The 15,360-nt window shown below is 36.5% G+C and carries 11 protein-coding genes and 6 pseudogenes; 4 read left to right on the top strand and 13 right to left on the bottom strand.

Features of this window, described 5'->3' with window-relative positions; translation table 11 throughout:
- Window positions 1-94 precede the first annotated feature (94 nt).
- From JCM21714_RS11210 to JCM21714_RS11195, 7 genes and pseudogenes are all read right to left on the bottom strand, one after another.
- Window positions 95-1,306, bottom strand: a pseudogene (locus JCM21714_RS11210) (FAD-binding oxidoreductase).
- Between the two features lie 8 nt (window positions 1,307-1,314).
- Window positions 1,315-1,464, bottom strand: a complete 150-nt coding sequence (locus tag JCM21714_RS21525; protein WP_235182778.1) for a hypothetical protein — start codon at window positions 1,462-1,464, stop codon at window positions 1,315-1,317.
- Between the two features lie 97 nt (window positions 1,465-1,561).
- Entirely contained in the window at window positions 1,562-2,350 is a 789-nt protein-coding gene (locus JCM21714_RS18395; protein ID WP_052000532.1) for a class F sortase, read from the bottom strand.
- Between the two features lie 46 nt (window positions 2,351-2,396).
- Window positions 2,397-2,576 carry a hypothetical protein gene (locus tag JCM21714_RS21520; RefSeq protein ID WP_235182777.1) on the bottom strand — a complete coding sequence of 60 codons (180 nt, stop codon included), beginning with the start codon at window positions 2,574-2,576 and terminating at the stop codon, window positions 2,397-2,399.
- On the bottom strand, window positions 2,573-3,166 hold the full coding sequence (locus tag JCM21714_RS21515; RefSeq protein WP_235182776.1) for a hypothetical protein: 594 nt from the start codon (window positions 3,164-3,166) through the stop codon (window positions 2,573-2,575). The genes JCM21714_RS21520 and JCM21714_RS21515 overlap by 4 nt, the downstream gene beginning before the upstream one ends.
- Window positions 3,163-3,768, bottom strand: coding sequence for a hypothetical protein (locus tag JCM21714_RS21510; protein ID WP_235182775.1), 606 nt, complete (start codon window positions 3,766-3,768; stop codon window positions 3,163-3,165). The genes JCM21714_RS21515 and JCM21714_RS21510 overlap by 4 nt, the downstream gene beginning before the upstream one ends.
- A gap of 182 nt (window positions 3,769-3,950) precedes the next feature.
- On the bottom strand, window positions 3,951-4,895 hold the full coding sequence (locus tag JCM21714_RS11195; RefSeq protein WP_035724396.1) for an arsenic resistance protein: 945 nt from the start codon (window positions 4,893-4,895) through the stop codon (window positions 3,951-3,953).
- Between the two features lie 454 nt (window positions 4,896-5,349).
- Between JCM21714_RS11195 and JCM21714_RS18390 the strand changes: the two genes are divergently transcribed.
- Complete coding sequence (locus JCM21714_RS18390; protein WP_305037896.1) at window positions 5,350-6,147, top strand: peptidoglycan-binding protein; 798 nt, start codon at window positions 5,350-5,352, stop codon at window positions 6,145-6,147.
- A 243-nt stretch (window positions 6,148-6,390) separates the two neighbouring features.
- Here JCM21714_RS18390 and JCM21714_RS11180 read toward each other — a convergent pair.
- From JCM21714_RS11180 to JCM21714_RS11155, 6 genes and pseudogenes are all read right to left on the bottom strand, one after another.
- Window positions 6,391-7,470, bottom strand: a pseudogene (locus tag JCM21714_RS11180) (BtaManbiosPhlase).
- A 13-nt stretch (window positions 7,471-7,483) separates the two neighbouring features.
- Window positions 7,484-8,433: pseudogene (locus JCM21714_RS24115) on the bottom strand (MTP-1 family protein).
- Window positions 8,430-10,084 (bottom strand): annotated as a pseudogene (locus JCM21714_RS21500) (glycoside hydrolase family 13 protein). The pseudogenes JCM21714_RS24115 and JCM21714_RS21500 overlap by 4 nt, the downstream one beginning before the upstream one ends.
- Before the next feature lie 25 nt (window positions 10,085-10,109).
- Window positions 10,110-10,943, bottom strand: a complete 834-nt coding sequence (locus tag JCM21714_RS11165; RefSeq protein ID WP_035724393.1) for a carbohydrate ABC transporter permease — start codon at window positions 10,941-10,943, stop codon at window positions 10,110-10,112.
- Window positions 10,930-11,813: pseudogene (locus JCM21714_RS11160) on the bottom strand (carbohydrate ABC transporter permease). The gene JCM21714_RS11165 and the pseudogene JCM21714_RS11160 overlap by 14 nt, the downstream one beginning before the upstream one ends.
- On the bottom strand, window positions 11,813-13,156 hold the full coding sequence (locus JCM21714_RS11155; protein ID WP_035724450.1) for an extracellular solute-binding protein: 1,344 nt from the start codon (window positions 13,154-13,156) through the stop codon (window positions 11,813-11,815). The pseudogene JCM21714_RS11160 and the gene JCM21714_RS11155 overlap by 1 nt, the downstream one beginning before the upstream one ends.
- 305 nt (window positions 13,157-13,461) lie before the next feature.
- Between JCM21714_RS11155 and JCM21714_RS11150 the strand changes: the two genes are divergently transcribed.
- From JCM21714_RS11150 to JCM21714_RS11145, 3 genes and pseudogenes are all read left to right on the top strand, one after another.
- Window positions 13,462-14,475, top strand: a complete 1,014-nt coding sequence (locus tag JCM21714_RS11150) for a LacI family DNA-binding transcriptional regulator (RefSeq protein WP_035724390.1) — start codon at window positions 13,462-13,464, stop codon at window positions 14,473-14,475.
- 450 nt (window positions 14,476-14,925) lie between these two features.
- Window positions 14,926-15,189, top strand: a complete 264-nt coding sequence (locus tag JCM21714_RS24110) for a transposase (RefSeq protein ID WP_369403559.1) — start codon at window positions 14,926-14,928, stop codon at window positions 15,187-15,189.
- Window positions 15,152-15,360: pseudogene (locus tag JCM21714_RS11145) on the top strand (DDE-type integrase/transposase/recombinase); the annotation flags it as partial. The gene JCM21714_RS24110 and the pseudogene JCM21714_RS11145, both read left to right, overlap by 38 nt.

Below are 15,360 nucleotides of genomic sequence, written 5' to 3'. Positions count from 1 at the left end.
ATCAAATAAATGAAAAAGAATCCGTTTCTGTTATGGTTAAAATCAGGATGAAATAACCAAAGAAAGGATTCTTATAATGCCTACTTTCTTGCATTTAACACTTCAAAATTTTCCCTGGATTAAGGATGCTATCAGGATCTAAAGCCTGTTTGATTTTCCGCATTACATCTAGTGCTTCTCCGTGTTCCTTCTCCTGATATTTTAACTTACCAGTCCCTACCCCCCCGTGTTCACCGGTACAGGTTCCACCTCGTGCCAGGCATAATCTACAATTCTTTCATTAACAGCGTTGGCTTTTTCTAAATCAGTTGGATCATTCACATCAATCATCAAGATAATATGATAATTCCCCCCCGTCTCCGACATGCCCGACAATCCCACCGATCAGATTGGATTGATCGACAGCAGTCCTTGCATCTGTGAGGGCACCGGCAAGCTCAGAAATTGGTAGACATACATCTGTAACCATCTGTCTTTTCTCTGGATATCCATGAATAAAGGCATATGCTGCATGATGGCGGACTTCCCAAAGTCGGTTTCTAGCCGCTATATCGGTTTCAAATTCTATTTTTTTACAGTTTCGTTCGGTGACTATCTCCTTCATTGATGTTACATCCTGAGTGAGTCCTGCTTTATTTCCGTGAAACTCCATAAAGATAGTAGGGACTTCATTGTAGCTGGTGCCATTGTAACGATTGATCTGCTTAATCGATTGAAGATCCACCAGTTCTACTCTAGCTATTGGAATGCTTGCCTGCATGATCGCAATCACAGCCTGGACAGCATCCTCTTCGTTATCAAACTCTGCCCGAGCAGCCATGATTTTTTCTGGAAGAGCTCGAACCTGTACGGTCACTTCAGTAAAACAGCCTAATGTTCCCTCAGACCCTGCAAATAATCCATTTAAGTGATAACCAGAAGATGATTTTGCTGCCATATTTCCTGTATGGATAACAGAACCATCTGCCAGCACAACCTCTAAATCCCGCACCTGATTCCGCATGCTGCCATATCTAACCGCATTCGTTCCACTTGCATTGGTTGCAACCATTCCACCAATCGTAGCATCTGCGCCAGGATCCACCGTGAAAAAGAGGCCGTATTTATTTAGTTCTTGATCTAATTGAGAAAGAGTTACACCAGGTTGAACTTTTACTAGAAAATCATCTTTGTATACTACCAGAATCTTATTCATTCGTGAAAAATCAATGGTGATCCCTCCTTGATCAGGAATCACACTGCCTTCTAAGCTTGAACCCGCTCCATATGGTACCACTGCTGTCTGATATTTTGTGGCTACTTTCATAATATCACTTACTTCATCAGTATTTCCCGGGAAACGACAACATCTGGCAGATGCGGAGCATGATAGGATTCATCCTGACTATGCTGCCCGCGAATTGTTTCATTGATCGATACCTGATCTTCAGACAATATTTCTATTAAACTCGTTACTAAATCCATTCACTTATCACCTCTTATTTTTATTTCGTATTGTTATAGCGCTTTCGCATTGAATCTTCTTCTTATTTTTAAGGTTAGCCATGAAGCCTGCAAGATGTCAAACGATCTCATCCTTAAAACATAAAAAACAAACATCTTTAAATAAGACGTTTGTTTTTTCATTCTTTATCAATTTGGTGTGCTGATACGACGAGGCGGTTTTCATGGTGCCTACGTCATCAAGAAATTCCCCCCCGGTGCAGGTAATCAGTTTTAAAGTTTCTGCAGCGGAATAACCAAAGACTTCGTTAAGTGGCGCCTCATCTTTCGGATAACTTTTAGATTTGTAGACTTGAAAAGTTAATTTTTCCCCCCCATTTTCATTTGTTACGTGAATAAGGTCGCCTTCTTTCAATTCTTTCAGATCATAAAATACGGCAGGGCCTACTTTACTGTCAACATGCCCAGCCATCACAGCACTTCCTTTTTCACCCGGCTTTGCGGCGAACTTATACCAACCGACCTCTTCTATACCTTCCGGTGATTCCATCTTACCATTCGCTAACTTCCCTACTGTTATAACGTTTGCTTGCACATTAATCGAAGGAATTGATATCGAAGTTGGCACAATACCTTTATTACTGATGGTTTCATCACTGTTAGAGCTTACATTCGCTTCACTCCATTCAAATGATTCAATCGTACTTTGTTCATCTGCCGGTTCATTATTGGATTCTGCGTCAGATTCTGAGGGTTGCTCTGTGTCAGTGTTTTTTTTCTCTTCACTATCATTGGGAGAAGCTCCTGGAGTTTGGCTGCATCCTGCCATCACAGCAAAAACTACAAGCACTACTAATAAAACGAAGCGTCTCATATTGGTTTCTCCACCTTTGTTTATAGAATACAAAAGAGAGGTTACCCCCCCTCTCTTTTGCTAGTTAGAGTTATCTGTTTTACTGAGCATCTGTTGCGTTTTTCTTGCGGTAAACAAAACCTGCACCTGCTGCAAGAAGAACAAATGATGCAATGATATAAGCAAAGTAGTCGGCTATATCTTTATCTGTTCCACCCATACCTGTTTGTGGCATGTCAGTTGGCATGCTACTAGCAAATTTTTCAGGATATTGAGTCACAATTGCACCAGATAGCGCTGTTGAAATGTCTCCTGCATGAGCATAGCTGCGCTAAATTGGTTGTATGCTTCATCATAGTTGCCAGTTTCATATGCATCAAATGATGAGATTAACTGATTAACATGAGTTTGCAGTTCTTCAGACACGGCATCAGCAGTAAGATTTCCGTTTGTTGCTGTTTCCATGAATGCTGAGAAGTCTTCACGATACTGTGACAACTCATCAAGAGCTGTTTGTTTAGCTGCTTCGTCTTCGGCTGCTGTTGCTTTTACATAGTCCACAAAGTAACCAATGTGATCGTTCCACATTTTGTCAAATGTTGCTGCTCCTTCTTCACCGTATACAGATTTTATAGCTGCTGTAAGTTTTCCAGTGTTTTCGTTAAGTTGAGCTGCATTTGCTTCAAATATTTCCATTGACTCTTCGCCTTCAATTCCATTCTGCATAGCAGTAACTGCAAATGCCACGTGTCCGGAAAGAAGATCATTTAATGTTGCACGCAGATCTGATGCTGGTGTAACAGCCATTGTGTTATCGAATTTATCAGGGAACTGATCAGCGATCGCACTTGAGAGCCCTTTTGCTGTCATAAACAAGTGAGTTCTGGCTTTTGCTGCATGTTGAATGCTTCCTCATAATCTCCGGCAACATATGCATCAAATGCACCGATAAGCTGATTCACGTGTTCTTGTAATCCTTCTGCAAGTGCATCTGCTTCGACGCGACCTTCTGTTGCAGTTTCAAGAAATGCTGAGAAATCTTTACGATATTGAGAAAGTTCATCTAGCGCTGCTTGTTTTTTCTCTTCATCTTCTTCTGCTGTACCTTGTACGTATTGAACGAAATAACCTACATGTTCACTCCACATTTTTTCAAATGCTGCACCGGCTTCTTCGCCATAAACAGAACCAATTGCACCTGATAATGCTTGCGTGTTTTCGTTAAGCTGTGCGGAAGCTGCTTCAAAGTCCTCTGCTCCTTCGATTCCTTTACGCATAGCAATAATTGCCAAGTTGCCGTGCTCGGATAACAATGTACCAAGAGTAGCTCTAAGGTCTGTTGCTGGCGTGCTTACCGTTGGCTTTGATGCAGTCGAATGATCTTCATGACCGTGTGCACTTACGCTGCCCCCCCTACAGTTGGTACTAATAATGCTGCACTTAATGGTACGGTAACTAATGCTTTTTTCCAATTCATTTAAAATCTACTCCTTTTTATTTTTGATTTCACTAGGCTTACGTAAAGAAATAAGGAGTGGATCACTTTATTAGAAAAAAAAATTAATATTCTTTTAATTTTTAATATTACTAGAATCAGACAAAATCACAAAAGCCCTTCCATATTTAATAGGAAGGGGGGGTCCATTCTGATATTTTATTGATTCCGTCGATCAATCAAAACAATTATATAAGAGAGCAGGGATAATACAGGCAACTCTATTAATGGTCCAATAACCAACACTAATGAGATTAGCGGGTCATTTGGAAATGCTGTCATAGCAATCGCCAATGCCACAGGTGAATTCCTGGCCAAAGTGGTAAGGTTTAAGCTGGCTGTATTGGCTCTGCCAAATTTAAGTCCTTTCCCAAGCAAACGTCCAATCATAAAGTTAATTACAAAGAATAAGAGAATCGGTGAAATTAATGTAAACAATAAAGCTAAATTATTGAGTAACAAGCTTCCCTGCGAGGCAAATATGGCTACGATTGCCAAGCATAAGAAAATGATAGGCAATGAGCTTACTTTTTCTATTACAGTCTCCTTTTCAATCTTATAAAGGTAATGTCTTGTAATAAAGGCTAAAATGAAAGGTATCATCAATACGAGGATAATACTCTCTACTACAAGCTGGAAATCAACGACACCGACTTTTCCAGAGAATAAATAAAGGTATACCGGCAATAAAAGAAGCTGCAGTATAAGATTTAAGGGTAAAATACTCGTAGATAGCGCCGTATTTCCTTTAGCAATTCCTGTAAAAATAATATACCAGTCCGTGCAAGGAGTAACCATTAGCATAATAAATCCCAGCCATAATGCAGGATGATCTTCCAAAAAAATAGCAGCAAGAAGCCAAGCTAATAATGGTGTTAAGACAAAATTCATTCCAATACTGGTAAAAGCAAATTTACGATTTACAAATGATCTTTTAATATCCTTTATAGGAATTTGCAACAAGGTAAGATATAACATCATCATTAATAGAGGCAAAATAAATCGATCTGCATATAGTTCAACCCCACTAACTTGTCCGGCGATTAAGCCAGTTACTACGGACGCTATAATAAATAGTGTATATAGTTTCTTAAAAAGCCCCAATATATCACGATCCCCTCTAAATTTCCCCTATACTATAACGTTATATTTTTATAATTTGTGGTTTCCACTTTCTTGTGTAGTATTTTTAACCACTTCTTACTATTCAATATAATAGATTCTCGTAATATTAGAAAGGAAAGCTTATTTCATTTATTCTACTTTTTTTAAAAAAGGATTTTCCTATGTCTTTAGCCATGACAGAAAACGAGAAAATTCTAATTCGTCTGATGCCGTGAATGCTCTCTGTACTCATTAAGTCTTATTGGCCTGTTGGCACCTGATGTTTCCCCCCCAGAGGAAAGATATACTTATCTTTATGCAGACCATATGGAATGTATTATTAGGATATAATGGATGATAGAAGGTCTATCGATGTGATTCTGTTTTCGACATACAAGAAATATTTTTTTCCCTCGAATTCTCTTAAGTGAAGAGAAAACGGGAGGATTTTTATATGTTAAAAAGATTTAGAAACCTATTTATCATTATAGCTGTTGGTGTCTTCATGATGATTTCAGCTCCATCACTTACAGAGGCAGCAATCGGAGATCGCGTAGTAGCAAATGGATCCTCAGGGTCGGATGTTGCTGAATTACAGGATTACCTGATGACAAAAGGGGGGGTATTTCCTTACCATACATCGACAGGGTACTATGGTGATATCACGGAAGAAGCAGTAGAGGATTTTCAACGCAAACGTAATCTGAAGGTCGATGGGATTGCAGGTCCACAAACGAATAAGTCTATACAAGTGTTGCGAAAAGGTGACATTGGAAAGCAAGTAATACACATTCAATATCAGCTAAAAGAATCAGGTCATTATCATTCAAATATAGATGGTATTTATGGATCTGGCACAGCGAGCGCGGTCAGGAGTTTTCAAGGAGGACAAGGGTTAGCAGTTGATGGAATCGCAGGACCGAATACAAGATCCGCATTGGACAGATTAGCTAAACGTGGTTCAGCCGCTGGAAAGACATTAAATGTTGAAAGTACAGCATATACAGCTAATTGTGATGGCTGTTCTGGTATAACAAGAATGGGCCTCGATTTAAAAAAATATCCTGACGCAAAAGTAATCGCTGTTGATCCTAGTGTAATTCCATTGGGATCTATTGTAGAAGTTGAAGGTTATGGAGTTGCCATTGCAGCGGACATCGGTGGGGGGGGTATAAATGGTAATTCAATCGATGTATTTGTTCCTAATCGTGACAATGCTCTCCAATGGGGGGGCGTAAAGACGTACAAGTGAGAATAATTGAATAATTAATTTTAATAGCCCCGTTATAATTTGCAGTGGGGGGGCTTTTTTTGAAAGATAGATGTTTTCCACACTTAGTACTTTATCGAATAAAAACAGGGAATCGGATAAAGCTATTTTAATAATATAAAATTAGGCATTCGCAATTAATTTCTAATAGTGCGAATGCCTTTCTTTCAATATTTAATACTCGTTTTAAAATTAATTAACAATTGAATTATGAATTATACTCTCTTATTGTCCGAAAAAATTCTCATAGTTTAATGAGTCCAATATTTCTGATAAACTAAGCTCTGCGCAAGCCATAGAGGTGTCTGCAACGCCATAATACATTTTAACTATGTCTCCTTCAACTATTGCTCCACAAGAGAAAACGACGTTTCCAAAAAAGCCATTAATTTCATAATCTGTTTCTGGTTTCACTAATGGTTCACTGGATCTAGCAATTACTTTAGATGGCTCATTTAAATCTAATAATACTGCGCCCATGCAATATTTATTATCCTTTGAAGCTCCATGATATAATTCTAACCAACCTTTATCGGTTTAATCGGAACAGCGCCTCCACCAATTCGGCCGTCATCCCACATACCTGTTCTTAAGCCAATTAAATGCTTATGATTTCCCCCCCAGTACAATAAGTTATCGGATTCTGCAATCCAAACTTCTGGTGATCCTGTACTTTTAGGCACAGGCCGATGCAACGCATAATACTTCCCATTAATCTGCTCAGGGAAAATGAGAACATCTTTATTTTCCGGGGCAAAAATCATTCCATGATAGGTTACAGTTTCCCAATCTTTAGTTGATACTAAGGATTCACCGACACCAACCTCAGAACAAGCACTGAAATAGATATAATAAGTATCCCCCTATTTTAGTAATTCTAGGATCTTCTATGCCGAACCTTTCAAGTTTATTCGATGGATAAATAAAAGGCTCTGGATCAACTGTAAATTGATGGCCATCCTTGCTTCTTGCAATTCGCAGGTACGATAATGATGTTAAATATACAAAACTATCTAATTTACCTTTTTCCCGAATCGTACGAGAATCTGAAAAATCAAATACTGGATTACTTTTATCTAGTTCAATAATCTCCAACTCGTCCGATTCATGATTATAAATCGGCGCCATTACTTTATTTGTATCCTTTGTGATAGGACGTTCAGCCACCCTTAAAAGCATTATTACTTCATCTTTATAGATGGTCACACCTGCGTTAAATGCTCCAATCACTTCAAAATCATCATGGTGAGGTTTTACATCCTCTGGCGTTATTAAAGGATTTTCTTCATAACGATAAATATTCATATATAAACTCCTTCTATTCTTCAAATTGTAGGAATGGATCATTTATTATTAATTTATGCGCCTCTGCATCGCTAATTCCAGCATATAAATTAGCTGTTCCATCGGATTTTCTAATTAATCCACCACTGAATACAACATCTTTTAAATCAGGTCGTTTCGTCTCACCTGGTAAGAAATGCGCTCTTTTTGCAATTAATTCAATATCTGAATACTCGCCTGTTATCGGATTTAAAACAAATATCATAGGATAGTAGTGGCGATTGCCATCATTATCAAAACATGCAATATGCCCTAATACTCCAACCAATCCATTAGAAAGAATATGCGCTTCATTTGCGCCACCCCCATTCACCTTGAACAAATTGCCCCCTCTAACAATGGCGTGTCATCAATGACCTCTATTGTTAAATCTTCCAACTTCTTTACTTTATTGAAGCCAATTTTTCCTTGACCACCTTTGTCTCCTTGTGGCCGAGTTAAGATCCCCACTTCACCAGATAGAAGTTCTACTAAACGCAAATCTTTCATCCCGTTAGGACCTGTAAAAAATGGTTTTAATTCATTAATCGATTTACCTCGATAAAAAACGGTACGCCATGTTAAAGCACCTGGATTATCTAGATGTGGACTAATCTCTACTCCACCTAAAATAAGGTCGTTGTTAATAAACGTTATAAAAGGATCTTGTAAAGTAAAAGTAGGTAGATCTTCTTTTGGTTTCCACTTGTCATTTTTTTTTACAAAAAAATATACTTCAGAATGTTCACTATCCCTACTTTCCACTCTACCTGCAATGATTTCCTCACCTTCATCAGAAAAAGGTGCCGTTATATTATAGACATCCTTATCTTCTACTCCTGCGAACTGTAATTTAATTGGAACAGACTGGATCTCTTTCTCATCTAGTTCCCGAACAAGCTCTTCACAACTTTTTTCTTCTGTTTTTTTTAATGTGATTGTCATGCTAATGGGCCCCCCTTATTCATTTTTATGACTATAGCTTCATAAGGTAGTAATCTGAAGGAATTTAAAACTGATCCTTCTTCCATTTCAAACCTTTGACTCGAATAGACATGTTCTATCTCTTTCTCTACCAGATCACGAGTGTTATATTCCGCATCATCATCCGCAAAGTTTAAAATAATCATAAAAGATGATTGTTCGAATTTTCTTTCATATGAAATAATGGAGTTTTCACTATTAAGCATTTGATAGTTACCAACTTGTAACGTTAGTTCATTTTTGCGTAATTGGATTAAATATTGATAATGATGCCAAAGTGATCGGTCATCTCTTATCTGTAAATCAGCTATAGAGTCATTACTAGTATCACCACAATTAATCCATGGTTCATTTTTGGAAAATCCAAAGTATTTCTCATTTTTCCATTGCATAGGAGTTCTCGATTTATCGCGATTTTGCTTATTCGCTCGTTTTAATGCTTCTTTATCGTTGTAACCTGACTCCTTCGCTATATGATAAGCCGTGCTTCCTTGCACATCTTTTATTTCCTCGATATTCTTTGCAATAAAGTCTTGCATTCCAATCTCTTCACCAAAATACAGAAAAGGTATACCTTTAGCTGTCAATAAAAAGGTACTAGTAAGTCTAGCTATTTTTTCTTCATTACCTAGGTTACTAAATCGAGAGTAGTGTCTTGGCATATCGTGACTTCCAAAGAATAATGTCGGCAAATTAATTTCTGATAACTTAGAATCCATCTTTTTTATTTCTCTAAATAATTTTTTATCATTTAGCGTTTCCATACTACCTATATTAAAATTAAATACAGCATCTAAATCTGTTTCATTCATATATTTTTCTAATAGGTTGAATTCATCTGAACCAACCTCGCCTAATACAAATTTATCTCCATATTCTTTGGTGATAGCTACGACCTCATTAATAACATCAAATATTCCTTCTTGATCTTTATCGTATAAATGGTCTTGTTCTCCTACATTGTTAGTTGGGTTATCCGTAAATTTTCTATTTAATGTTAAGAAATTAATGACATCAAGCGAAAGCCATCAACACCTTTGTCTAACCAAAAACGCAAGACATCAAATACTGCTTCTTTTACATTTTCATTGCTCCAGTTTAAATCTACTTGCTCTTTTGCAAAAGCATTGTAATAATATTCACCTGTCATTGAATCATATTCCCATGCTGATCCACCAAAAAAAGACTCCCAATTATTTGGAGGACCATCATTATTAGTGGACGGCTCCCAAATATACCAATCTCGCTTTTTATTATCTCTCGATTTCTTAGATTCCCGAAACCACTCATGTTGATTAGATGTGTGATTCAAAACCATATCCACTATTACTTTTATTCCTCTATCATGAGCAGCTTCGATAAGCTGTTCAAAATCAGCCATGTCACCATAATCAGCATCTACTTGATAATAATCGGCAATATCATATCCATTATCTACTTTAGGAGATGAATAAAATGGTGTTAACCAAATACCTTCAACCCCCCCTAACTCTTTAAGATAATCTAATTTTTGACCAATACCTTTTAAATCCCCTATACCGTCATTGTTCGAATCAAAATAACTGGGAATGTATATTTCATAAAAAACGATTTCTTTCCACCACGAGGTCATTTAGCTTCTCCTTTTATTAAGTGCTTTATTTAAGAGTAAACTGCATTCCTTCTTTAAAACTTTTCGCAAAGAACAGGAATAGAATAATGATTGGTATCGTCAACAACACAGACGCTGCATACATCGGTCCTGGATACCCGCCATATGGTCCAAACATTTGTGAAATTAACACGTTCAATGTCAACATGTTTTCACTGCGGACAACAATCATATCCCAAAGTAATTCTGTCCATCTTTCCATAAATAGAAATAAAAAGATAACCGTTGTAATAGATTTTGACATAGGAACTGCAATTTTTATCATTATTTGAAACGTTGATGCACCGTCTAGTTTAGCTGATTCAATAAATGTATCGGGAATTGCCCTAAAAAAGTTTGTATACATAAACACAGCCCAGAGACTTAACGCCTTTGGAATAATCATTGCCCAATAGGTATCGTAAAGGCCTATATCTTGGATCATTAAGAACATAGGTACTAATAAAATTACTGCAGGGAAAAACATTTGAAAAAGTATGGCATTACTTAAAAATTTCCCGCCCTTAAATTTAATTTTCGCTAATGTATAAGCAACTACAATACCTGTTATCATCATTAAGAAAGTTGAGACAGCTGATACAATGAATGTATTGAAAAATGCACGAAGCCATGGTTTTGGATCCACTACTTCTCCACCTACAAATAACCACTCATAAGAACGCAACGTGAAACTAGTTGGAATCAACTTACGATCTACTTGGCTCCAATCTGCAAAAGACATAATAACCATATAAAGGTATGGAAAGACCATTATTCCTAATAAGCTAAACGAGAGAATATAGCGGATAAAAAGCGTTTTTTTCTTATTAGCTCCAACCATGTCGTTTCCCCCCCAAACTTCTAATAATTTCTTAAATACGTAAATACCCACAAATGTCACAACAGCAGATATTAAAGCGACCGCAGATGCATAACCTGCTTTTAAGTTAGTAAATGCTTGCGTATAAATTTCCATTTGCCATGTATTGGTTGCATAATTAGGACCTCCACCAGTTAATTGGTACACTTCTGTAAAAACCCCAAAAGTTACACCCACCGATAATATTAGCGTCGTAAATAAAGCTGGATAAAGCATCGGAATTGTAACTTTCCAAAACTGTTGCCATCTATTAATTCCATCAATAGCTGCAGCTTCATAAATTTCCTTGTTAATACTTTCTAATCCTGCTGTTAGGATTAACGCATAATATCCCGAGAACTTCCAAGCAATAATCACAGAAACCACCAATAACGCAGAAAATGGTGTTCCTAACCAGTCAATATCCAGCCCAAATGTGCCACGTAAGAATTCATTCACTGGACTATTGTAAGATAATATACCTTTCACAATTAAAGAAGAAACAACCCCTGAGGCTAGATAAGGTAAAAAGAAGCCTATTAAGAATAGCCCTTTAAATCTTGGTAACCCTTGAACTGCCATAGCAACCATTAACGACGCTAATGTGACCATTGGCACAAATATTGCCAAAAATTTAAATGTAACAAAGAAAGCAGATTGTACACCTGAATGCTGCAATGCATCTATAAAATTTTCAAAAACAACAAATTCATAATTGGGTGCAATCATATCCCAATTGGTGAATGCTAGATAGATAGACCAAACTAATGGAATGAGAAAAAATATTAGAGTATATAAAAGGTAAGGACTGGCAAATAGCCAGCCCAGTTTATTATCACTAAGGTTCTTCATTATTCAAGCTCCCCCCCTTCAATTGCTTGTTTCATATCATTCCAAGCTTCTTCAGGTTCTTTTGCTCCTCCTACTACTGGATTAAATGCTTCCTGTCCAATTAGTGTTTGCAGCTCATTGAAATTAGGATTATCAATGGGAGGAACTGCATATGGTACAGCTTCCGCGTATGGCACTAATGCTGGATTTTCGTCTAAGAAATCCTGGAATGATTCATTTGTCGTTAGATCGTCTCTTGCAGGTGGTAAGTCTGTTTGCTCAAACCATTGTAAATCACGATCAGGATCAGAATATACCCATGTCAGAAAATCTACAGCTGCTTGTTGCTCTTCTTCTGTGGCAGATGCATAAATAACAACACCTTTTGTATCTGCAAATGTATTTATTTCTTCTGTATCCGCATTATCTGGAACAGGAGGTAAAGCTAAATCAAATGTTTCACCATACTTCATTTCCGGGAATTGTTCTTCCCAATAAGCAAATGTCCATGGACCAATGTCCGTAAAAATGCCCAAACCTGTTTCAAATGGATCACTTGCTTCTCTAACTAATAACGCATCCCTTTCTTGCAATTGATACATTAAATCTAATACTTGTTGTCCCGCTTTGTCATCAGCTACAAATTCATTGCCTTCAATAAAATTATTTCCTTCTGAAGCAGCATTATATAACATAAAGAAGTCAAACCATCTCATCCATGCAGTTGGATCTGCTAAATCAGATTTGGCCCAGAAAAAAGTATCCGATTTTTCTTGTTTTAGTGCATCTGCCACTTCTAACACTTCACTATATGTTTGTGGCATTTCTTCAAAGCCAAGTTCATTTAAAATATCAACTCTCCATCCAAACAACATTGGATTAGAATAAATCGGTAAAACATATTGGTTATCATCGGAAAAACGCCAAGGCTTAACTGTTTCAGACATCTTTCTACTTTCTAACAATTCTTCCCAACCTTCAAGTGTATTTAATGAAACTAAAGCCTCACTTTTTGCTAGTTGGGCAGCAAATCCACGGCTAATATTTTCAGAAAAGACTGGCGCTTCTCCGCCAGCAATCGCTGATTGAATTGTCGCTTCTGATGTTGGTGTTTCTCTCATTTGACTTACATTCACTTGAATATTATCTTGTTCAGCATTAAATTCTTCTGCTACCTTTTTCCAAAACGCATCTTGTGTAGGATTTGTCGCAGACCAAAAGTCAATTTCTATTACACCTTCATTTGTATCTGTATTTTCTCCTTGTGATTCTTGGACATCTTGTTCATTGTCATCATTACTACAAGCACTTATCAATAACACAAGCAAGGTTGAAACTAATAAGAACCAAACAAACTTTTTCATACTTTTCCCTCTTTCCGTTTTCATACTTTTCCCTCTTTTCATTAAAAAATTATAAAAAATACTAGTGAGAAAGTTCCTCCATTTTGTAACGTTACAAAATAACAATATAAACATTATTAAATTCAATTAATTCAAATTTATAATTTTAATAACGTTACAAACATATTAACTTGAGTAATTGCGTTTGTCAATGGATTATCAGAAAAAGTTAAACGTTTTCAATATTATCCTTCTATAAAACTTTTAATTACATTTTAAATATAGTATACTATTTGTAACGTTACAAATGAGTTAGGGGGATAGCAATGGCAAAAAAAATAACCATGCAAGATATTGCGAACGAATTAAATATATCTAAAAACTCCGTTTCACAAGCACTATCGGGAAAAGATGGGGTTAGTGAATCAACGCGAAAATTAGTGGTAGATACAGCAAAAAAATTAGGATATATATATGCTTCATCACGTACGAATGAAAATGATAAGATAAGCGGTAACATTGGATTGATCGCATCTGACTTTGCCTTTTCTCAAAAGAGCTTCTTTGGTGAGATATACTTATCAGTGGAAAAAGAAGTGAAACAAGGAGGAATGAATCTAATTATCGAGTCAGTAGATAATCATGCAATAGAAAATCTCATTCTTCCCGACTTTATCAATAAGCATTCCGTATCTGGATTACTTATTTTATCACATATTAGCACAGACTATATTAACCTATTAATTGATACTGGCATACCTGTAGTCATGATAGATCATCATCATCCATTTAATAAGGCTGATGCAGTTTTATTAAATAATCGATTTAGCGCATATCGCGCCATTCATTTTTTAATAGAGTTAGGACATAACGATATAGGGTTTATTGGCAATACATCCATTTCTCCAAGCTACCAAGAAAGATTTGAAGGTTATAGACTAGCATTGGATCATTACAACCTTCCATTACATCAAGATTTTATGATAACAGATATAATTGAAAATAGTGAATCCGTTGCTGAAACTTTACAACAGTTAAATAAATTTCCTACAGCATGGTTCTGTATTAATGATGGACTTGGTTTTCTAACTCAAACACATATGATTAATAACGGATATAACGTTCCTGAAGATATCTCCATATTCAGCTTTGATAATGGTCAACTCTCTAGAATTGCTCAACCTACAACCTCAACCGTAGATATTAACTTCCCTTTATATGGAAGGAGAGCGGTCGAACAACTATTTTGGAGAATACAACATCCAACAGAACCGATACAAGAAATTCTATTAGACAGCACAATTATTGAAAGGGAATCTACGGGACGACGGAAAGTATAAAAATTATTAACAACTAACGATGTGTAGAAGGATCTTCATACTCGAAGGAGTGCATTCAATATTGGAAATCAACCAACTCGATAAATTATTTCAGGACCTGTTGGTGTCGGTAAGACGACATGCTCCAGGAAAATAGCTCAATCCATTGATAACTGTATACTTCTCCAAGGTGATTCCATTTTGGATATGTGTAACTACGTCTCTAATTTTTGATGGGATGACCCGTTTAATAGCACTTAAAACAAGATACTATATTTAATTCTGCTATTTTACAACGAAGGAGATAATATAGTATCAAATTCCATTGTTGCAGACGAATTAACATAATTGTATCATCAGATTAAATCGTTTCTGATAATAGTTAAATACATTATATATATGGCAGATCACTGCCCTTGATGCTAGATTTGTAATTGGACACACCGAACATGGATTGTATAATAGAATCCAATAAATAGATCGGAGTGTTACAAATGGCAAAAAGAAAAAGTTGCGATAAAGAATTTAAACTTTACGCTTTTAAAACTGGTAGAAGAAAAAGGACAAAGAATATCCGAAACAGCTAGAGAATTAGAGCTAGCTGAACAAACCTTACACAACAGGGTAAAAAAATACCGTAATGAAGCAGAGTCCGGCTTTGTCGGCAGTGGTAACCTTAAACCAGAAGACAAAAAGAGCGCTCCAACGTGCTATTCAAAAACAGCCGCCAACTGAAGGGTTAATGCACCATTCGGGTCAAGGTAGTCAATATGCTTCTCATGATTATCGAGCATTATTAAAGAAATACCATATCACAGGAAGTATGAGCCGCAAAGGAAACTGCTAAACAATGCATGTATTGAGTCTTTTCACAGTGTAATCAAGAAAGAATTAATCTTTCATGAA

Origin of the sequence: Gracilibacillus boraciitolerans JCM 21714 (assembly GCF_000521485.1) — a bacterium.
GTDB lineage: Bacteria > Bacillota > Bacilli > Bacillales > Amphibacillaceae > Gracilibacillus > Gracilibacillus boraciitolerans.
The sequence above is the reverse complement of the archived record's forward strand: the minus strand, read 5'-3'. Positions and strand labels throughout refer to the sequence as shown.